General features: G+C 33.5%; 17 protein-coding genes. 15 read left to right on the forward strand and 2 right to left on the reverse strand.

Annotated elements, in window-relative coordinates; all coding sequences use genetic code 11:
* Positions 1-246 precede the first annotated feature (246 nt).
* A complete protein-coding gene (gene arcC / locus OCV48_RS03440) occupies positions 247-1,188 on the reverse strand; it encodes a carbamate kinase (protein WP_147591154.1) in 942 nt (313 codons plus the stop codon).
* Between the two features lie 394 nt (positions 1,189-1,582).
* On the opposite strand from arcC, the gene OCV48_RS03445 reads away from it, so the two are divergent.
* Both OCV48_RS03445 and OCV48_RS03450 read left to right on the forward strand, forming a co-directional pair.
* Positions 1,583-2,980: a 2-isopropylmalate synthase gene (locus OCV48_RS03445; protein WP_147591155.1), complete on the forward strand. Its 1,398-nt coding sequence runs from the start codon at positions 1,583-1,585 to the stop codon at positions 2,978-2,980.
* A gap of 8 nt (positions 2,981-2,988) precedes the next feature.
* Positions 2,989-3,657, forward strand: coding sequence for a GntR family transcriptional regulator (locus OCV48_RS03450; RefSeq protein ID WP_021982476.1), 669 nt, complete (start codon positions 2,989-2,991; stop codon positions 3,655-3,657).
* Positions 3,658-4,192: 535 nt separating this feature from the next.
* Here OCV48_RS03450 and abc-f read toward each other — a convergent pair.
* Positions 4,193-6,103 carry a ribosomal protection-like ABC-F family protein gene (gene abc-f / locus OCV48_RS03455; RefSeq protein WP_147591156.1) on the reverse strand — a complete coding sequence of 637 codons (1,911 nt, stop codon included), beginning with the start codon at positions 6,101-6,103 and terminating at the stop codon, positions 4,193-4,195.
* A 284-nt stretch (positions 6,104-6,387) separates the two neighbouring features.
* Between abc-f and OCV48_RS03460 the strand changes: the two genes are divergently transcribed.
* From OCV48_RS03460 to gltA, 13 genes are all read left to right on the forward strand, one after another.
* Complete coding sequence (locus tag OCV48_RS03460; RefSeq protein ID WP_021982474.1) at positions 6,388-7,026, forward strand: redox-sensing transcriptional repressor Rex; 639 nt, start codon at positions 6,388-6,390, stop codon at positions 7,024-7,026.
* Between the two features lie 29 nt (positions 7,027-7,055).
* Positions 7,056-7,700, forward strand: coding sequence for a hypothetical protein (locus tag OCV48_RS03465; protein ID WP_021982473.1), 645 nt, complete (start codon positions 7,056-7,058; stop codon positions 7,698-7,700).
* On the forward strand, positions 7,697-8,095 hold the full coding sequence (gene acpS, locus OCV48_RS03470; RefSeq protein WP_147591157.1) for a holo-ACP synthase: 399 nt from the start codon (positions 7,697-7,699) through the stop codon (positions 8,093-8,095). Before OCV48_RS03465 ends, acpS begins: the two co-directional genes overlap by 4 nt.
* A complete protein-coding gene (locus OCV48_RS03475; RefSeq protein ID WP_262558823.1) occupies positions 8,067-9,596 on the forward strand; it encodes an NAD(P)H-hydrate dehydratase in 1,530 nt (509 codons plus the stop codon). The genes acpS and OCV48_RS03475 overlap by 29 nt, the downstream gene beginning before the upstream one ends.
* Before the next feature lie 3 nt (positions 9,597-9,599).
* A complete protein-coding gene (alr, locus tag OCV48_RS03480) occupies positions 9,600-10,799 on the forward strand; it encodes an alanine racemase (protein WP_394803222.1) in 1,200 nt (399 codons plus the stop codon).
* 101 nt (positions 10,800-10,900) lie between these two features.
* Positions 10,901-11,248, forward strand: coding sequence for a type II toxin-antitoxin system PemK/MazF family toxin (locus OCV48_RS03485; protein ID WP_021982469.1), 348 nt, complete (start codon positions 10,901-10,903; stop codon positions 11,246-11,248).
* A gap of 151 nt (positions 11,249-11,399) precedes the next feature.
* Positions 11,400-12,668, forward strand: coding sequence for a hemolysin family protein (locus OCV48_RS03490; protein WP_147591159.1), 1,269 nt, complete (start codon positions 11,400-11,402; stop codon positions 12,666-12,668).
* Between the two features lie 113 nt (positions 12,669-12,781).
* Positions 12,782-13,528, forward strand: coding sequence for a YebC/PmpR family DNA-binding transcriptional regulator (locus tag OCV48_RS03495; protein WP_147591160.1), 747 nt, complete (start codon positions 12,782-12,784; stop codon positions 13,526-13,528).
* A gap of 238 nt (positions 13,529-13,766) precedes the next feature.
* Positions 13,767-17,456, forward strand: coding sequence for an Ig-like domain-containing protein (locus tag OCV48_RS03500; RefSeq protein ID WP_147591161.1), 3,690 nt, complete (start codon positions 13,767-13,769; stop codon positions 17,454-17,456).
* 81 nt (positions 17,457-17,537) lie between these two features.
* Positions 17,538-18,638: a zinc ribbon domain-containing protein gene (locus OCV48_RS03505; RefSeq protein ID WP_147591162.1), complete on the forward strand. Its 1,101-nt coding sequence runs from the start codon at positions 17,538-17,540 to the stop codon at positions 18,636-18,638.
* 199 nt (positions 18,639-18,837) lie between these two features.
* On the forward strand, positions 18,838-20,610 hold the full coding sequence (locus OCV48_RS03510) for a chitobiase/beta-hexosaminidase C-terminal domain-containing protein (RefSeq protein ID WP_147591163.1): 1,773 nt from the start codon (positions 18,838-18,840) through the stop codon (positions 20,608-20,610).
* A gap of 19 nt (positions 20,611-20,629) precedes the next feature.
* On the forward strand, positions 20,630-21,517 hold the full coding sequence (locus OCV48_RS03515; protein ID WP_021982463.1) for a sulfide/dihydroorotate dehydrogenase-like FAD/NAD-binding protein: 888 nt from the start codon (positions 20,630-20,632) through the stop codon (positions 21,515-21,517).
* A complete protein-coding gene (gene gltA, locus OCV48_RS03520; RefSeq protein WP_262558831.1) occupies positions 21,517-22,896 on the forward strand; it encodes an NADPH-dependent glutamate synthase in 1,380 nt (459 codons plus the stop codon). The genes OCV48_RS03515 and gltA overlap by 1 nt, the downstream gene beginning before the upstream one ends.
* The last annotated feature ends 7 nt before the right edge of the window (positions 22,897-22,903 follow it).

The raw sequence follows: 22,903 nt of genomic DNA on the forward strand, positions 1-22,903 counted from the left end.
GCAGAGATTTGAAAAAGTAGTTAGTTAAATATAAATGCAGAGGCATATATTAATTTAAGATTATATAGTCTCTGCATTTTTATATATATATTTTAAATTTATAATTCTGGTCATATAGTTCTAATGCTAAATATCTATGGATAATACCTGTCAGGTAAAAAGCATTAAATTGTCTATGTATTTCAGTAACGTTGTCTTTATTTGTTCAGGTGCAAAATCAAATACCTCACACGATTGATCCTTCTGTTAGCTTATTATAGTTCCGACTTTACCGCGGATACCAGCCTTAGCTTTCTCAAGGTTAGTAATAACTGCCTTACGACCTTTCTTAGCTACTACGAAGTTAAGAGCAGCCTGAATCTTAGGAAGTGTTGTAATGGCATCAAGCTTATTATCTTCAATTAATGAGTTAGCTTCTTCAATACTTAATTCCTTAAGTTCAGTAGAAGTACCATTCTCATCTGTTATTGTTACATAATCATTTGATGTAAGTATAAGAAGTTCTGATGCATCAATCATATCAGCTAATTTAGCAGCAGTATAATCTTTCTCTATAACTGCACTTGCACCCTTTAATCCCTGTGTCTGGTCAAGAACAGGAATACCACCGCCACCTGCAGCAATTACTAACTGGTTAGCATCAACTAATGCCTTAATAGCATCAATTTCATATATATCGATAGGCTGTGGAGAAGCGATAATTCTACGATAACCTTTACCCTCAGAACTTTCTTCGTATGTTACATAGTTACCTTTATGTTCTTCTAAATCAGCTTCCTCTTTAGTCATATAACGACCGATAACCTTAGTTGGATTGTGGAAAGCTTTATCAAAAGGATCAACTCTTACCTGTGTAATAATAGTAGAAACAGGTTTGTAAATACCACGATTAAGTAATTCTGTTCGGATTGCATTCTGTAAATCAAAGCCTATGTATCCCTGGCTCATAGCACCACATACAGACATAGGAGCAACAGTATATTTAGAATCTAAACGGCTGAACTCTGTCATAGCTGTCTGAATCATTCCGACCTGTGGTCCGTTACTGTGAGTTATTACAACTTCATATTTTTCTTCTACTAAATCAGCAATAGCTTTAGCAGCCTTTTTAACATTTTCCTGCTGCTTAGGAAATGTATCACCGAATGCGTTACGTCCAAGTGCAACGACTATCTTTTTATTTTCCATAAATTACCTCCGAATTAGAGCATATTTTATATGATAGATAATGTGAAATGGAATATTTCACAAACGCTCATTTAATATGATAATTATAAGGTAAATAGCCCAAAAAAACAAGCAGAATTAAAATAAGTAGGAGAAAAGATGTCAGACAATAATAAAAAAAACAACAAGAAATCTGATAAAATGTGTATAACTATGTGGAAAGTGTGGAAAACCATAGATTAATGTTGCGAAGAGTCAAAAAATACAGATGTATTTACTAAAAAGAATAAAATAATTTGGATAATAGTTATGGAAAAATTTATGTTGACATAAAATGTATTATTGTATACAATGATACAGAAGTACGATAATACAAAATAAAAAAATATCAGGTATTATCAGGACGGAGGAAGAAATGGATAACAGACCAGTAATTATGAATGAAAAGACAAACCTATTAGAGCTAGAGGAGCATATTTACCATTTGGTAGATGTAGATAAACCTAATGTTTATCATAATCTGTTCCCATATGACCAGGTACCAAAGATAGCATTTAACGAGCGTATCGTTCCACATAATATGCCAGAGGATATATGGATTACAGATACAACATTCAGAGACGGTCAGCAGTCAAGAGCACCATATACAACAGACCAGATTGTAACAATATATGATTATTTACATAAATTAGGTGGTCCAAAAGGTATAATAAGACAAAGCGAATTCTTCCTTTACAGTAAGAAAGACAGAGATGCCGTATATAAATGTATGGAAAGAGGGTATAAATTTCCGGAGGTAACAAGCTGGATTCGTGCAAGTAAGAAAGATTTTGAGCTTGTTAAAGATATAGGCATGAAAGAGACAGGTATCTTAGTAAGCTGTTCAGATTACCACATTTTCTATAAAATGAAGATGACAAGACGTGAGTGCATGAATCATTATTTAAGCGTGGTAAGAGAATGTTTAGAGACAGGTATCAGCCCAAGATGTCATTTAGAAGATATTACACGTTCTGATATATATGGTTTTGTAATTCCATTCTGTCTTGAACTTATGAAGCTTCAGGAGGAATACAATATTCCTGTTAAGATAAGAGCATGTGATACTATGGGATATGGAGTCAACTTCTCAGGTGCAGTTATCCCTCGTTCGGTTCAGGGAATAATCTATGGACTTATTACTAATGCAGGTGTTCCATCATCACAGTTAGAGTGGCATGGTCATAATGATTTCTATAAGTCAGTTACTAACTCAACTACAGCCTGGATATATGGTGCAAGTGGTGTTAACTGTTCATTATTTGGAATCGGTGAGAGAACAGGTAATACACCTCTAGAAGCAATGGTATTCGAATATGCACAGTTAAAGGGAACTTTAGATGGTATGGATACCACTGTTATAACAGATTTAGCAAATTATTTTGAAAAGGAAATAGGATATAAAATTCCATCCAGAACACCATTTGTAGGTAAGAATTTCAATGTAACAAGAGCAGGAATTCATGCAGACGGACTTCTTAAGAATGAAGAAATATATAATATATTTGATACTGATAAATTCTTAAAACGTCCTGTATTAGTTGCTGTATCTAACACATCAGGACTTGCAGGTATTGCACATTGGATTAATACATACTACAGATTATCAGAGGATAAGAAAGTAGATAAGAGTTCTGAATTAGTTAAGAGAGTTAAAAAATGGGTTGATGACCAGTATGATGACGGAAGAGTTACTGTAATAGCTGATAATGAATTAGTTGAAATTATTAATAAAACCTGCGAAGAACTTGGCATTACAATAAATAAGGGGTGAAATAGTTAATGGATAAAGATGGTCAGATTAAAGTAAGTGATAAATATTCACTTCAAGGCAGGGTATTTAACCGTCTGAGAGAAGATATTTTATCGGGGAAATATAAGGAAAATGATGAGTTAAGAGAAATGACAATTGGTGCAGAACTGGGAGTTAGCAGGACTCCGGTTCGCGAAGCACTAAGACAGTTAGAATTCGAGGGACTTGTAAGCATCATACCTAATAAAGGCGCATATGTTATCGGAATCAGTAAAAAAGACTTAAAGGATATATATGAGATGAGAGCCAGATTAGAGGGCTTATGTGCAAGATGGGCTACTAAAAATGCTACAGATGAGAACATTTCGAAACTCGAAGAGATTTCAGACTTGTCAGAATTTCACTATGTAAAGAAAAAATTTGATAAAGTATTAGAACTTGATAATGAATTTCACGAATTATTATATGAGATGGCTGATAGTAAAATGTTATATAAGACATTATCAGACTTTCATCACTATTTAGAAATAATAAGAAAGAAAACATTATCTTCTAATGAAAGAGTATGTGATTCGATTAAAGAACATAAAGATATCGTTGAAGCTATAAAAGCTAAAGATAAGGACAGAGCAGAAGAATTGGCAATTCTTCATATGAAGAATACGATAAAGAATATCGAAGCCCATAAATTATTGTAGAATATATAATGCTCAGACCTTGCTCATACAAATGTAGTTTATATTTATCTGTTAAAGTAAATTTGATATATAAATATCGAAACTCCTTGTAAGTAATTGCGTAAATTTGTAAGATATCATTTTTTGGCTCAAATTTTGTGTACATTCAACAGACATACATTTAAGCCGAGATGTCCGGCTATGACACACGCTTTCATATTTCCTTTATCTAGTGAGAGTAAATGCTGCCTTCTGCAGAGGTTATTACGGTGCAGTTAATCAAACGCGCTCCGCTTGAACGGTGATTTACTGCACCGACCTTTTGCATCAGGCAGCATTAACTCTCACACGATACGTCATAAATCAAGTGTGTGACATAGCCGGACACATCGGCTTAAATGTATGGCATTGAATGAACATAAATAATCGTAAGAGCCAAAAAAAGATATCTACAAATTAGCAATTCTTACAAAAGTTCGATATTTATATATGCAAATTTACTTAACACAGATAATTTAATTCTATTTTGTATGAGTAAAGTCTGAGTATTTATATATTATACAAGTGTTTCCCATAATTCGTATAGCTTCTCAAGTTCACTATTAACGGCTTCGATTTCTTTAGTAATCTCCATTAATTTACCGACATCAGAAGCAATATCAGGATTATTCATCTCTTCTGAAAGAGCATTGTTTTTTTCTTCAAGTTCGTTTATACGTCCTTCGGTTTTCTTTAATTCATTTTGTTTTTTACGAAGCCTGGCCTGTTCATCTTTCATAGTCTGCCAGTCAGCTTTAGAAGAAGAAACAGCAGAAGTGTCTTTGGTTTCAGCGGCTTCAGGTGCGGCATATATAGCTGTTAACTCAGCTTTTTTCTCGAGATAATAATCATAATTGCCTATATAATTTACAATCTTATTATTAGTCAGCTCTATAATTCTGCTAGCGGTTTTATTTATGAAATATCGGTCGTGGGATACATAGAGAATAGTCCCATCATAACTGTTAATCGCATTTTCAAGGATTTCCTTAGATGTAATATCTAAATGGTTCGTAGGCTCATCAAGAATAAGGAAGTTAGCATTTGATAACATAAGTTTTGCAAGCGAAACACGTCCACGTTCACCACCGCTTAAGTCTTTAATCTGCTTAAATACATCATCACCAGTGAATAAAAATGCTGCCAGCACATTACGAATTTCTGTATTAGTCATATCAGGATATGCATCTGAGATTTCTTCAAACAAAGTATTTTCCATAGTTAAAACATGATGCTCCTGGTCGTAGTATCCGATTTCAACCTTGCTGCCTAATTTAGTTGAACCGCTGTCGGCATCGATTATTCCATTTATGATTTTCAAGATGGTAGTCTTGCCTGTACCGTTATTACCGATTATACTGACTTTTTCGCCACGTTTGATTTCAAAGTTAATATCTGAGAAAAGATGGTTATCACCAAAAGATTTAGAAAGATTTTCTACCGATAATACATCTTTACCACTTGTAATCCTTGGAGTTAATTTAAGATGCATTTCATCATCAATATATTTTGGCTTTTCTACAACTTCGATTTTATTTAGCTGTTTTTCACGACTTTCAGCTCTTTTAATTGATTTCTCACGATTAAAAGATTTGAGCTTCTCGATAACCTCTTTCTGATGCTTGATTTCCTGCTGCTGATTAAGATATTTTTTAAGTTCAGCTTCTCTTAAAGAGGCTTTCTTAGTGGCATAATCGCTGTAATTACCATTATATGTAGTACATTTTGTATTCTCTATCTCTACAACTTTAGTTACGATTTTATCAAGGAAATAACGGTCATGGGAGATTATGATAACAGCACCTTTGTAATTGCTTAAGAAACCTTCTAACCATGCAATTGAGTTAAGGTCTAAGTGGTTAGTAGGCTCATCTAATAATATGATATCAGGCTTAGATAACAGAATCTTACTTAAGAATACTCGTGTTTTCTGTCCGCCTGACAGAGTTGATATCTTTCTGTCAAAATCTTCCTCTGCAAAGCCTAAGCCCTTTAAGACACCTGTAATTTCGCTCTTATAAGCATATCCGTCATTTAATTCGAAAGTATGTGTTAATTTAGAATAGTTTTCAAGAAGTTTTTCTAATTCTTTACCCTCGGCAGTTTTCATTTCAGCTTCTAATGAACGGATTGTACTTTCCATTTCTATAATCTCTTTTTTGACATCTAACATTTCTTCGTAGATAGTATGCCCGCCTGCTATATCAGGGTGCTGCGATAAATATGCAAGAGTTTTATTTTTAGCTACGGTTATAATTCCGTCATCAGGCTTTAATTCTCCTGTAATTATCTTAAATAATGTCGATTTACCCGCACCATTAATTCCGACTATTGCAACTTTCTCTCTATCTTCTGCATGAAATGAGCAGTTATCTAATATAACCTTACTGTCAAAACTTTTACTTATGTTACTACATGATAAAATCATAATTACCTCACCAATCTAAATTAATCCAAAATAAATTTTTTAATAAGTCTTATATTAATATTAAAGTAATATTTTGAAATAGAATTTTTAACGTTTACTACTAAATATAAACGATTTTTATAAAGTTGTCTATGAAGATATTAAAAAAAGATATTAAATAAGAGAAAAAAGTTTAGTTGCTTTGTTTAATTTTTATCAAAGATGTGTTATAATTTTTTAAAATTTAATAAATTTAATGTATTAAATCATTGAATTAAAATCAGAACGGAATTGGATGGTGAATTATGGTTAAGAATAGTATCTCTAAGGCAGTTATCGGAAGACTGCCAAGATATTACAGATATTTAGGAGAAATAATGGAGTCGGGTGTTGAAAGAATTTCATCAGGCGAACTTAGCAAGAAGATGAACGTAACAGCTTCGCAGATAAGACAGGACCTGAATAATTTCGGAGGATTTGGACAACAGGGATATGGATATAATGTCAAATATTTGTATGTTGAAATAGGTAAAATACTTGGAGTAGACAAGCAGCATAATATGATTATTATCGGTACAGGTAACCTTGGAAGAGCACTTGCTAATTATGCTAATTTTGAGAAAAGAGGATTTGTTCTTATAGGGTTGTTTGATAAGAATCCTAAACTAATAGGCAAGAAAGTCAGAGGCATAGCAGTTCAGTCTATGAAAAATTTAGAAGAATTTGCCAAGGATAATAAAATTGACATCGCAACACTTGCCATACCTAAGGCAGAGGCAGTAAAAGTAGCAGAAAAGCTTGCGGAATGTGGTGTCAGGGCAATATGGAATTTTGCTCATACAGACCTTAATCTGCCTAAGAATATTGTTGTTGAAAATGTACATTTATCAGAAAGCCTTATGCAGTTATCATATAATCTTACAAGAACTGAAAATGATATGTAATAATTCTTATTCGCATATGGGAGGTAACAATGGCTAAAAAAGAAACAGAAGGTTCATATGAAGATTTTGAAAATTTAATAGACTTAAAGAAGATTCCAATTTTGCCATTAGATAACAGATGGCATCAGTTATTTCCAGATAATTTAAAGACACCAAGGATAAAGAAGCTTGAGAAAGAAGTTATGAATCTCGTGAAAAGAGAAGGTGGCGTATCAAGGGAGATTAAGAATCTTGTTGGGCTCAAGAAGAAGCTTATGAAAGAAATCGTAGACAATATGGAAGAAACAGATAATGAAAACGAGAAACTAAGACAGAAGAAACTTGATGCAAGCAGGAAATTAATTGAAGATATTAATAATAAGAATACTGAGCTAGAGAACGAGAAATACCAATTGCCGTACAGACTTATGAAGGTAAATGAAGAATTACTTATGGAAAGTATTGAGAAATGTTATAATCGCCTTAGTAATAATGAAATGCAGATAGAAGCTCTGGGTGAATGGATTGAAAAGACGAGAATACAACTTAAGAGAAATGTAGTAATTAAGCAGGATAAAACTGATGAAAATAACAACATTTACGGATATATGCATGATATGTTAGGACATGAGGTTATGGAAATATTTGACAGAGAACATAATTATGATAAGAACAAGTTCAAGGAGGAAAAATGATAATAGGAATAGGAAATGATATTGTTGAAATCAAGAGATTTATGACTCTTAAAGAGCATTTCAAGGATAAATTTTATACAGAGAGGGAAATTGAGGAAGCAAAGGGGAGAGCTTCTTTTTTTGCAGCAAATTTCTCGGTAAAGGAAGCTGTTTCTAAGTCATTTGGAACAGGTTTCAGAGGCTTTAGCGGAAAAGATATAGAAGTCCTTAGAGATGAATTAGGAAAGCCATATGTAAATCTGTATGGTGGAGCGAAGAAAATTAGTGAAAGCTTAGGAATTAATGAGATATTTGTAAGTATCTCTGATACAGATAATCTGGTTATGACAATGGCAGTTGCTGAAAGTAGAAATGGAGGAGCAGAGAATGGAAATATTAACCGGAAAAGCAAGTAAAATCGTTGATAATTATTGCATTAATGAGCTTAAGATACCATCGTTAGTTCTTATGGAAAGAGCAGCTTTAGCGGTCGGTGAATGTGTGACAGAAATATGCAGGCAGAATAAATATAATAAAGTTAAGATTATATGTGGTGTTGGCAATAATGGAGCGGACGGACTGGCACTTGCAAGAATACTATGTGATGATGAAACGAAGATTAATAAATCGGATATCTGCGTTTGTATCATTGGAAATATGGAAAAAGCAAGTGAAGAATTCAATATACAATATGACATTTTACAGAATATAGGAATGGATATTATTAAAATAAAAGATAAAGAGCAATTTAAAGAAGTAATTGCAGATGGCGAATTGGTTGTTGATGCTATATTTGGAATAGGATTATCAAGAGATGTAAACGGCCTATTTGCAGATATTATTAATGAAATTAATGAAAGCAAGACAAAGGTTATCGCTATTGACTGTCCAAGTGGACTCAATTCAGACAACGGAAGAGTTATGGGAGTTGCTATAAAGGCTTATAAGACAGTTACGTTTGGAAGATTAAAAGCAGGGTTAGTCTTGTGTGATGGTAAGAATTATACGGGAGAAGTAGTGGTAAGACAGGTTGGTTTTAATGAGCTTGCATATGAAAATTTAAGAAAAAATTATAAAGAAGAAGTATTTAATGCATTTACGAAGAAAGATTTAAAAATTATTCCTGAGAGAAACCCTGTATCTAATAAAGGAACATATGGACGTATAAAGGTTATTGCTGGTTCAAAGAATATGTGTGGAGCAGCGATACTTTCAGCGATAGCGGCATATAGATGTGGAGCAGGTATAGTAGAAGTATTAACGCATATAAATAATCTTCCTATAGTGAAGGGAAAGATTATAGAAGCAGTTGTTAATGATTATGCTGAACCTTTTGAATTAGACAGTAGTTCAATAGTGGTTGCGGGACCGGGATTATCAGTTGACGATATGGCAAATAACCTGATTAAAAAGGTACTTACCTCGAATTGTAATGCAGTTATAGACGCAGACGGATTAAATGTTATAAGTAAAAACAGAGAATTATTAAAAATGCTTCATAACAAAGTGATTATAACACCACATATTAAGGAAATGTCGAGACTAACAGATATCAGTTGTCAGGATATCAGGGAAAATATAGTAAAGGTTGCTAAAGACTTTTCGGAGAAATATGGCTGCATAACGGTTATAAAAGATGCTACAACAGTAATCGCTGATTACAATGGAAATGTTACTGTAAATCTATCAGGAAACAGCGGAATGTCAACAGGTGGAAGTGGTGATGTATTATCAGGAATAATTGGTGGAATGATATCACAAATATTAGGTATTTACGAAGCTGCCTGTATGGGTGTATACTTACATGGATTGGCAGGTGACTATGCGAAAGAGAGTAAATCAGATTATGGAATGATTGCTTCAGATATTAATGATGCCATTACACAAATCTTAAAATATAGAAATGGAGAAGTGTAAAAAATGAACACAATGGAAAAATATTACAGAGTATGTGTAACAATTAATTTAGATGCTATATATAATAATGTAACAAATCTTAAGAATAATATAAAGGAAGGAACAAAGGTAATTGCAGTAATTAAAACTGACGGATATGGACATGGAGCAGTACCTATAGCATATACAATAAATGATTTAGTAGATGCGTATGCGGTTGCAACGATAGATGAAGCTGTTAATCTAAGAGAAAATGGAATAAAAAAACCTGTATATGTTATCGGATATACTCATGACAGCCAGATGGAAAGAGTTGTTGAAAATGATGTGAGACCAGCTATATTTACAATGGAATCGGCTATGGCTGCTTCTGATGCAGCAAAGAAACTTGGAAGAATGGCAAAACTTCATATTAAAGTAGATACCGGAATGAGCAGAATTGGTTTTAAAGATTGTGAAGAAAGCATTGAAACCATTAAGAAGATAAGTAAGCTTGATAATGTTGAAATCGAGGGAATATTTACACATTTTGCAACAGCAGATGAGACGGATAAGTCTAAGACGATGAAACAGTTTGAAAGATTCAAGAATTTCACAGACAGACTTGAAGAAGAGGGAATACATATACCTGTGAAGCATTGTTCAAACAGTGCAGCCATAATGGAGATTAATTCTGCAAATATGGATGCTGTACGTGCAGGTATTGCAATGTATGGATTGTATCCATCTGATGAAGTCGATAAGAGTTCAGTAAAACTTACACCTGCGTTAGGACTAAGAAGTCATGTTGTATATGTTAAAGATATTGAAACAGGTACAGAAGTAAGTTATGGCGGTACATTTGTTGCAGATAAGCCAATGAAGATAGCAACAATTCCGGTAGGATATGGAGATGGATACAGAAGAAGTCTTTCTAATAAAGGCTATGTTCTTATAAGAGGAAAAAAGGCTAATATTCTTGGTAGAATCTGTATGGATCAGTTTATGGTTGATGTTACTGATATAGATGGTGTGATATCGGGAGATGAGGTTATTCTTATCGGTAAATCAGGCAATGAGGAGATTACAACAGAGAAGATGGCAGAAATTGCAGGAGATACATTTAATTATGAGGTTGTATGTGATTTAGGAAAGCGTATGCCAAGAGTATATTACAGAAATGGCAAAATTGTATGTACCAAGGATTATTTTGATGATATATACGACGTGAGTATGATGAAATAAAAGTTTATAGATAAAAATAGAATATACACCCTTTTTTAGGCAATACTATTGATAGAGTAAATTTACTTAAATATAAAGGTAAAATATGGAGTGTGAATTCGTTGATAGTTAGAAGAGGAGATGTATATTATGCTGATTTGCGACCTGTTATTGGTTCAGAACAGGGAGGAATCAGACCGGTGCTTATAATTCAGAATGATATGGGCAATAAGCATAGTCCTACTGTAATATGTGCAGCCATCACGTCTAAAATGAATAAAGCAAAGCTGCCTACACATGTAGAATTAGATAGCAGGAGATATAATATGGTAAAAGATTCGGTTATTCTGTTAGAACAACTCAGGACAATTGATAAGAAAAGATTGAAAGATAAAGTATGTCATCTGGACGAAGAAATATTAAATCAGGTTGATAGAGCATTGCTTGTTAGTTTAGAATTAAATACATAAAATATTGACTAATAAGTAATAAAATGATATATTTTCTGTTATTAGTGCATAATTGTACTGAAAAAGTGAGTGTATAATATAACTTTAAAGCATAAAAAGTAATATTATGTTGTCACATATATTAATCAAAAGGTAAAAGGAGTAAATTCAAATGGACGGGTGTAGCCCCATATGGATTATTTTAGCAGTAGCAATATTATTTGTTTTAACGGTAATTGTTTATTTATACAGTTCGGCTGTACAAAGTATCAATGAAAACGAACTTGAAGAAATAAAAGAAAAAAATGAGAAGACATATCAGAAAGTTGATAAAATAATAAATGATCCGGCCAGATTTATTAACACAGTACAGGAAGTATCAGTGTTAATAACATTAATTACAGGTATATGTATCGGTTTTAGGATAGATAAGGTACTTTTAAGAATTGGAATGGCAGTGTTATGGGTAATTATTTTATTAGTATTTGGAATAATTATTCCTAAGAAATTAGGATCCAGACATTCTAAAGGAATATCATTAAAACTTACTAATATCACATATATGATGACAGTAGTTTTGATGCCGGTTACATTCTGTGTTTCGAAAATTGCTGATATGATTCTTAAAATATCTGGAATTGATCCAAATGAGCCGGAAGAAAATGTTACTGAAGAAGATATTATTTCTGTAATAAACGAGGGCCATGTGCAGGGAGTATTACTTGCAAGCGAGGCCGAGATGATAAATAACATAGTAGAATTCGGTGACAAGGAAGCTAAAGATATAATGACGCACAGAACAGCTATGGTATGTGTAGATGGAGAGATGCTTCTATGTGATGCAGCAGAATATATTCTTGGACTTAATAATTCAAGATTTCCTGTATATATTGAGAATATTGATAATATTATAGGTATTGTTAACTTCAGAGATATAATGTCAGAGGCACAACGTGAAGTCAACGATATGAAAAAAATTTCAGATATTCCGGGACTTGTAAGAAAGGCATCGTTTGTACCGGAGACTAAGAAAATCAATGTATTATTTAAAACAATGCAGTCAGAGAAGATACATATGGCAATAGTTGTTGATGAGTATGGACAGACTTCTGGTATAGTTGCTATGGAGGATATCTTAGAAGAGATTGTCGGAAATATTTTAGATGAATATGACGAAGAAGATGTAAATATTGTCAGACGTGAGGATGGTGCTTATGTTGTTAAAGGAAGCACCCCGCTTGAAGAAATAGAAGAAAAGCTTCATATTAAATTTGACGAGGATTGCGAGACCATTAATGGATATCTGGTTTCAAAATTCGAAAGAATTCTTGAAAATGATGAAAGACCGGAGATTGTAATTGATAATGTCAAGTACAAAGTTCTGAGTGTAAAAAACAGAATGATTTCAGTTGTACTTATTACATTATCAGATGACGAATAAATATGTTTATAAAGCTAAAGGCTTATAATATAAAATAATTAAAACATCGACAAAAGGTATTAATAATCTTAAGCCGGTGCATAGAATATTAAATATAAGGAAAGAGGTAAAGTATGTCAGGACATTCAAAATTTGCGAATATCAAACATAAAAAGGAGAAAAACGATGCAGCAAAGGGTAAAGTCTTTACAATTATAGGTAGAGAAATAGCTGTAGCTGTTAAGGAGGGAGGACCTGATCCTGCTAACAATAGCAAATTACGTGATGTTATAGCTAAAGCAAAGGCTAATAATATGCCTAATGATACAATTGACAGAGGCATTAAGAAAGCAGCAGGCGATGCTAACTCAGTTAACTACGTTACAGTTACATATGAAGGATATGGACCAAATGGTTCAGCTATCATAGTTGATGCATTAACAGATAATAAGAATAGAACAGCTTCTAATGTAAGAAATGCATTTACTAAAGGCGGTGGAAATGTCGGAACACAGGGATGTGTATCATTTATGTTTGATAAAAAAGGTCAGATTATAATTGATAAAGAAGAATATACTGGTGATGCAGATGAGCTTATGATGTTAGCTATCGATGCAGGGGCAGAAGACTTCGCCGAAGAAGAAGACAGTTTTGAGATAACCACAACACCTGAAGATTTCAGTGCAGTAAGAGAAGCACTTGAAAATAGTGGAATATTAATGGTTTCAGCAGAAGTGACAATGATTCCACAGACTTGGGTTGAATTAACAGATGAAAATGATATTAAGAAAATGAACAGAATCTTAGATTTACTTGATGAAGATGATGATGTTCAGGCTGTATACCATAATTGGGACAGACCGGATGATGAAGAAGACTAATATATAACTATATTAATAAAGTAAATAAATATTAACAATGAGTCAGGTGCAATGCATTTGACTCATTGATTTTATATTTTATATTTGATATAATGTTTTATGGAAAATATGTCGATTTATATTGTATCAGATTGACGTAATAATATAAAAAATTCATCTATTATTTTATAGGCATTCTGATGCATTATTAATATAATCAATATCCCAAAAAATGGATTGAAAGGTATAGAGGCGAAATATGAAACATATCAGAAAAATAAATTTTAAGAATCTTAGAAATGTCAAAACAGTATATAAAATAGCTACGATGTTATTAGTCGGTGTAATAATATTCTTTGTTGCATCAAGATTTGCATCTGCCGAGTCTGTTAAGGTAAATATTACGGGAGATGAATTAAATGATGGCACATGGGAAGTGGGAAGCAGTCCGGTAACATGGACGGCACAGGCATATGATTCGGAAAAAGATGAATACATAAGCTTAGAGGATGGTGGTTCAATCACATGGGAATCATCAGATAGAAGTATTGTAGATGTATCGCAGAATTCTGAGGGTACAGAATCTACAGCAGTGTTGAAACCTATAAGCGCAGGTAAAGCTACTATATCTGCTACATTTACAAAGGTTGTATCAACAGATGACGGAGATTATGAGATAACAACTAAATCAGAGAGAACGGTTGTTGTAAAATTCAAGATAAATGAAGCAAGCATTCCAACAGCTCCATATGAAGATGACTGGACAGTACCAAATATTATTACTAATTCGGATAATCCTGTTAAATGGACAAGTAGTGATGATTCTGTAGTAACAGTCACAGATGATGGAAGTGGAAATGGTGTCTTAACATTGGCTGGTGCAGGTAAGGCTGAGATTACTGCAGTGACTGATGATGGACAGAGTGAGAGCTTCAGAGTAGTAGTTAATGCTAAATTTAAGGAGACAGATTCATTATTAAATATTGGCTATAAAGAATATTATACTTTAACTACTAACGCAGGACATGCATCAAATGTAATATTTGAAAGTGATAATCCGGAAGTGGTTTCAGTAGATAGGGATGGAACAGCATATGGTAAGGCAGCAGGAAAAACATTCTTATATATTTATACTTTAGATAAGAATGATGAATGGTATAGCTTACAGCCATCACCTGTAAGAAATATTCCGGTTTCAGTTGATTTCGCAATTACATCATCATCTAAATCAGTTGCAGTTGGTGATACACTTACATTGGATACTAATATATGTGAGGGTGATAAAAAGTCAGTAAACTGGACTTCAAGTGATACAGGAGTTGCCACAATTTCTGCAGATGGTGTACTTACAGCAGTAAGTAAGGGTCAGGCAACAATTACCGCAAGTGTTGTTAATCCGGAAGTATTTGGAACAACAGATATTCAGACAGCAAGTATTACAATTAATGTAATTGATTCATTTGCACTTAGTGAGTCAGAACATATATTAAATGCTAACGAGTCATTTGATTTAACAGCAATCGTGACAGACTCTGCAGCAAGTGTTACATGGAAGTCATCAGATGAATCAATAGTTACTGTAACACCGAGCAGAAATGATAAATATCTTGCTACAGTTAAGGCTAAAGCAAAAGGTCAGGCAACAATTACAGCAACACAGATTATAGACGGAGTTGCTAAGACTGCAACCTGTGAAGTGTATGTTAAAGAACCTGTATTAGATGTAGTTATTTCTCCGTCAGAAGTAGAGATAATAAAAGGTTCACAGTATAGACTTATTGTAACTTTTAATCCTAGCAGACCAGATAATACCAACGTTAAATGGGTATCATCAGATGAGAAAATTGTTACAGTAGATGATATGGGAATAATTAAAGGTGTTAAAGGCGGACAGGCAGTTGTATCGGTGGTTACTGAAGATGGAATAAAAGTAGCTTCATGTACAGTATCAGTAAGAGAACCGGTTACAGGAATTAAGATGGATATAAATACAGTTACAACAAGTCTTGCTACTAAAACATATCAGCTTACGTATACAATTCTTCCGGCAGGTGATGGAGTTAACAGAGACGTAACCTGGACTTCATCAGCACCGGATGTTGCAACAGTTGGAGAAAATGGTTTGGTTACATTCCATAAACCTGGTAAAGCAACAATTATTGTTAAGACAGTAGATACAGGTTATAACGGAAACCTTATTGATACCTGTGAATTCTACATAAATAATCCTGTTACAGCAGTCGATTTAGATTATACAAATATTACATTGAAATTAAATGAGCAGTTCAGACTTACCACAAAGATAACTCCTGAAGATGCAACTAATAAGAAAATCATTTGGACATCAAGTGATACAAATGTTGCAATTGTGAATGACGAGGGTATGGTAACAGCAGTTGGCAGTGGCTCTGCAACAATTCTTGCTAAATCAGAAGACAGTGGTGCTACATCAATGTGTAATGTAACAGTATATCAGCCTGTCACAAGCATTGCAATAAGCAATGACAACATTACAGTAAGAAAAGGAACTGAATTCTGGCTTAATGCAACAGCACTACCTGATAATGCAATGAATAAAAAAATATCGTGGTCATCAAATGATACTTCTATAGCAACAGTCGACCAGAATGGTAAAGTTACTACTATAGAAGCAGGTAACTGTGTAATTACAGCAACAAGTCAGGATAGCGGTGCAATGGCAAAATGTATCGTTACTGTTCTTCAGCCAATAACAGGAATATCATTAAATGTTAATTCCAAGACAATTATGAAGGACGACAAATTCATAATTATACCTACAATTACACCTGTTGATGCAGATAATAAGAATGTAATCTATTCTTCAAGTGATGACACAGTAGCAAGTGTTGATGCAAATGGTGTTGTTACTGGTAAAAAAGGTGGTATAGCAATTATTATTGCTAAGACAGAAGAAAGAGGACTTATAGCGAGCTGTCAGGTAACAGTCCAGGAATTCGTATCATCTGTTAAGATTAATGCAGGTATTTCAAGAATGAACATTGGTGATTCTAAACAGTTATCAGCTACAGTATCAGCAGAAAGTGCTACAAATAGAAAATTAAGATGGACTTCATCTAATAGCAGTATTATTTCAGTAGATGCTAATGGAAGAATTTCAGCTAAAAATGTTGGAAGAGCTACAATATATGCATATGCCACAGATGGAAGTGGTATTTTTGACAGTGTGACTATAGAAGTTATAAAACCTGTAACTTCCATTATGATAAATCCAAGCAATGTATCAATTGCTGAAGGCAAAAGTGCAAAGGTATCGGTAAGTGTTGCACCTGCCGATGCTACATATAAGGAAGTTGAATGGAGCAGTTCAGATTCATCAATAGCAACAGTAGATTATTCAGGTGAGATTACAGGTGTTAAGGCAGGAATATGTAAAGTATATGCTACATCAGTTGATGGCAATAATGTCGTAGGCGTATGTAAAGTTACTGTAAAACCAACTGTACCTGCAACAGGCGTTACGATAAATTCTAAGAGTATTACGATGTTACCTGGCCAGACAAGAACATTAACAGCCAGAATTAAACCTACAAAATCTACAGAAAGCGTTACATGGGTATCAGGAGATACATCTGTTGCAACTGTTTCAGCAAATGGTACTGTAACAGCAAGAGGACAGGGTAACACAGAAATATATGCTATTTCTAATGAAACTGGTGTGGAAAGTTCATGTGAAGTAATAGTTCTTGCATTAAATGCAACTTATATTACACTTGAACAATATGATAGCTATGATTTAGATGTATTTGGAGCAACACAGAATATCAAGTGGTATTCTAATAACAAACGAGTAGCTACAGTAACATCAAATGGAAGAGTAATAGCTAGAATGGCGGGAACCACAACTATTACTGCAAAGGTTAATGGTAAAGTGTTATATTGCACGGTAAAAGTAACTACTATGAAGTAATAATTAAATCTTGACAATGTATTTAATTAATATAAAATAATAAAGGACATATGAAAAAAATAGGAAAAGAGGTTAAGAGAAATGTTTTGTAAAAAATGCGGAGCAAAAAATGATGATGATGCAGTATTTTGTGTAAGTTGCGGCGCAAAGATAGGCGAATCACAGGCAGAAGTCAATAATTTGTCAAAAGAAATTGTTTGGGAAAATGATAAAGTTGTTAAAGAAAATGATAATCAGAATTCAGGTGATAATTTGTCTGATAATCTTTCGGATTCGTTCTTCCAGCAAGCAGATAACAATGTTGAAGATGAGAAGAATGAGAATGTAGAAGAGGTTAATCAGGAAGAAACTAAAAATACTGAAGATACTGAAGATACTGAAGATACAATAGAACCGGTTGAAATATCTAAGACACAGGATAATTACGATAACGTCCAGAATAATCAGATTGACAATCAGCCTGATAATAGTTTTGCCAGAAGCCAGTTTGAAAATGACAATCAGTTCTCTAATGGAGTTCAGAATGTAAATTCAAATCCAAATGTAAATCAGTTTGCTGAGAATACTAATTATGGTGCTCAGAAACAAACTGAAAAAGCTAATAAGTTCTCATTTAAGAGATTCTTATTTAGTGCAATTGTACTAATAGCAACTATTCTTTCATGTGCAACATTATTTATGAATTACTTATCAATGGAAGTAAAGGTTAAAGGTGAGGGTAGCTCGAAAGAATCAATTACAGGAATAGATATCATTAAATCAGGTGTCGATGAGGATGAGGTATGGGTTAATGATGACCATAAATCAATTGATGTTACTAAAACTATCAGATATTGTACTATTGGTTTAGGTGTAGCATTGGTAGTATTCGCTGTTATTGAGTTTATATTACTTGTAGTTGTACGAAGAAGAGGTGCATATGTTCTTATTATGTTATTCAGCTTAATTAAGTTAGGGCTTGGTGGATATATCGGATATTTATGGTGCTTTAAGCTTCTTGATATTATAAAAGATATGTTCAATGATATGTTAGGTTTCTTAATATCAGAAGAATATATGATGACTATAACAGCAGGTTTTGGAATCGGCTTCATTTTAATGATGGTAGCACAGTTAGTTACATTCATCTGTTCAATTGTATTAATGACATGTAAGAACAGAAAGAAAGTAAAATATAATTAGTATATTAATTTTAGATAAAAATATATATTACATAATTTGTATTATAAAGAAGTGTGGGAACTTATATTCCTGCACTTCTTTTGAATGCATACAAATAACAGGCTGGGATAAATTTTCCTTGCCTGCCAATTTGACTTATGGTATAGTATATATGTTTAAGTTAAAATAACAAGTCTGATTCAGACGGAATGGAGTAACCATGAAATGTAGCAGATGTGGAGAAGAGTGTAAAGATAATCAGGCGTTTTGTCTGAAATGTGGTACACCTATCCAGGTTGTACCTGATTTCAATTTAATTGAAGCTGAATTAGCTAACAATGTCGGAGAATTAATGAACGAGATCGACGAAGATAAAAAGAAGGAAAATAAGCAGGGTGATTTAAACAGATATAGAAATTCGACGAGAAATGATAAAACGAATGTCTATGGTGCAACAAATCAGTCTAATAATTCTAAACAATATAGAAAAAGTATAAACGATGGAAATACACGTAAAATTAATGGCTCAGACGGTTTTGATGATAATGATATGGATTATTTAGATGATGATTATTATGTTGATACTATGCCAGACCATGATGTTGAAGCAGAGATATCATTAGTAGATATCCAGAATCTTAAAGATACTGCTAAATTAAATGATTATCAGGTAGATGGAATGGATTTTAATCAGGATAATAATTATAATCCTGATGATACCGAGGAAGACGAAAATCAATCAGAAAAGAAAGCATTTAAAGTTAAAGCAATAATATTTGGAGTTATTGCAACAATTGTTGTTGTAATTGCAATATTGTTACTTAGTGTATTAAATAAAGATACCGGTAAAGATTCATTTACAAATGTATATAATACAGGATATGATTATTACACGTCTAAAGATTATGATAAAGCTCTTGCTAAATTCCTAGAAGCTAAAAAGATTGCTGATAATAAGAATGAGAAAATTAAGGTTAATAAATCGTTATTAGCAACTTACGAAAATATGGATGGAACAGAAGATAAACAGGTAAGTGTTCTTAAGGAACTTATAGAATTATCTCCAAAAGAATATGAGTATTATGAAAAATTAGTTGAAATATATGATGCTAAAAATATGAGCGATGAGATATCTGCATTGATTGATAGTATAGATGATGTGTCAATTAAATCACAACTTTCAGAATATAATGTAGCAACTCCTAGATTTAGTGAGAAAGAGGGAGATTATGATACTTATATTTCAATTAAATTAATAAGTGATGATAATAAGATATATTATACATTAGATGGAACAGATCCTACAACATCAAGTACGCAATATACAGAAGATATTAACCTTAATAAAGAGGGAAAAATAACTGTAAAAGCAATTGCGGTAAATGAAAAAGGTCTTACAAGTAAAGTTGCCAGTGCAACTTATAATATTAAGCCTAATACGGTTGATGCTCCGGTTGTTACACCTGATGGTGGCAAATATACAGAGAATACAGAGATAACAATTACAGTTCCTGAGGGAATGAAGTGTTATTATACTTATGGTGCAACACCTACAACACCGACTACATCAGATACAGAGTATACAGAGCCTGTTAAGATGTTAAGAGGAAAGAATATTTTTTCCGCAATATTGGTATCAGAGTCAGGTGTGGAAAGTGAAGTTACACAAAACGTATATCAATTAGAATTAAACAGTGCTATAACATATGATGATGCGCTTGTGATTCTTAAGAATTATGTTGAAAATAACAATATAGCAGCTAAAGTCAATGAAGAACAATATGTAACAAAAGAAGGTTTGAATCTGACTTTCAGTTATAATTGCATTGCTGATATAGACAATGTAGAATATTATGTAATTAATGCTACAGAGAAAGATTCTAGTGACAAAACAGTCAAAGTGGTTTATTATGGTGTGGATACTGTTACCAGTACACTTGTAGTTCTTGAAAAAGATACAGAAAATGCTGGAAAATATAAATTAACAGAATAACATAGAAAGTGGGATAAGTATGTACAAGATATTAAAAGCAGAACAATTAGCTAATAACATCTACTTAATGGATGTAGAAGCTCCAAGAATTGCCAAATCGTGTAATCCTGGACAGTTTATTATAGCTAAACTTGATGAAAAAGGCGAAAGAATTCCTTTAACAATCTGTGATTATGACAGAGAAAATGGAACAATTACAATTGTATTTCAGGTAATTGGTGCATCAACAGAGAAGATGTCAAAATTAAAGACAGGAGATGCATTCAGAGATTTTACAGGACCTCTTGGTCAGCCATCTGAATTTGTTAATGAAGATTTAGAAGAATTAAAGAAAAAGAAATTCTTATTTGTAGCTGGTGGTGTTGGTACTGCACCTGTATATCCACAGGTTAAATGGTTACATGAGCATGGTATAGAAGCAGACGTTATCGTAGGTGCTAAGACTAAAGACATCTTAATATTAGAAGAAGAGATGAAGAAAGTTGGCAATCTTATCGTTGCAACAGACGATGGATCATATGGTTTCAAGGGTATGGTTACTGAAGCTATCAAAGATTTAGTAAATAACCAGGGTAAAAAATACGATGTCTGCGTAGCAATCGGACCAATGATTATGATGAAGTTCGTATGTTTGCTTACTAAAGAATTAAATATTCCTACTATAGTTTCACTTAACCCAATTATGGTTGATGGAACAGGTATGTGCGGTGCCTGTCGTGTAATCGTTGGTGATGAAGTTAAATTTGCCTGTGTTGATGGTCCGGAATTCGATGGACATAAGGTTGATTTCGATCAGGCTATGAAGAGACAGCAGATGTATAAAACTGAAGAAGGCCGAGCATTATTAAAACTCCGCGAAGGTGATACACATCAGGGCGGCGGTTGCGGCTGTGGAGGTGACAAATAATGGACGTATTAAAGAAAGTACCAGTAAGAGAACAGGATCCTAAAGTAAGAGCAAAAAACTTTGAAGAGGTTTGTTTAGGATATAATATAGAAGAAGCTAAAGAAGAAGCAAGCAGATGTCTTAAATGTAAGAATCCACAATGTCAGAAAGGTTGTCCTGTTTCTATAGATATTCCAAGCTTTATCAAAGAAGTCGAAGATGGAAATATTGAAGAGGCTGCTAAGATTATCGGTAGATCATCTGCACTTCCAGCTGTATGTGGACGTGTATGTCCTCAGGAAAGCCAGTGTGAAGGTAAATGTATCCGTGGTATCAAAGGTGAACCAATATCAATTGGTAAACTTGAAAGATTTGTAGCAGATTGGTCAAGAGAAAATGGAATCGATCCTGAAAAATCTGCAGAATCAAATGGAAAAAAAGTTGCAGTTATAGGGTCAGGTCCTTCAGGACTTACTTGTGCTGGAGATTTGGCTAAATTAGGATATGATGTTACTATTTTCGAGGCTCTTCATGAACCAGGTGGAGTTTTAGTATATGGTATTCCTGAATTCCGTTTACCTAAAGATACGGTAGTTAAACATGAAATAGAAAATGTTAAGAAATTAGGCGTTAAGATTGAGACAAACGTTGTAATCGGTCACTCTACAAAGATTGATGAATTGCTTAATGAAGAAGGATTTGACGCAGTATTTATCGGTTCGGGTGCGGGTCTTCCAAGATTCATGGGTATTCCTGGTGAAAGTGCAAATGGTGTATTTTCAGCAAATGAATATTTAACAAGAAGTAATCTTATGAAAGCTTTCAAAGAAGAATATGATACTCCAATAGTTGCAGGTAAGAAAGTTGCAGTTGTAGGTGGTGGTAACGTTGCTATGGACGCAGCCAGAACAGCTTTAAGACTTGGTGCAGAAGTACATATCGTGTACAGAAGAAGTGAAGAAGAACTTCCAGCCAGAGTTGAAGAAGTACATCATGCAAAAGAAGAAGGCGTAATATTCGATTTATTAACAAACCCTGTTGAGATTCTTGAAGATGAAAAAGGATGGGTTAAAGGAATGAAATGTATTAGGATGGAATTAGGTGAGCCTGATGCATCTGGAAGAAGAAAATCGGTTGAAGTACCTGGTTCAGAATTCATAATGGATGTAGATACAGTAATTATGTCACTTGGTACATCACCAAACCCATTAATTTCTTCAACAACAGTTGGACTGGATACAGACAGAAGAAAATGTATTATTGCTGATGAAACGGGTAAGACTACTAAAGAAGCAGTATATGCAGGTGGAGATGCCGTTACAGGCGCTGCTACAGTTATTCTTGCAATGGAAGCTGGTAAAGCAGGTGCTAAAGGAATTCACGAATTTCTTTCAAAATAAATTAGAT

The organism is Bovifimicola ammoniilytica (genome assembly GCF_025567085.1).
In the GTDB taxonomy this organism is placed as follows: domain Bacteria; phylum Bacillota; class Clostridia; order Lachnospirales; family Lachnospiraceae; genus Bovifimicola; species Bovifimicola ammoniilytica.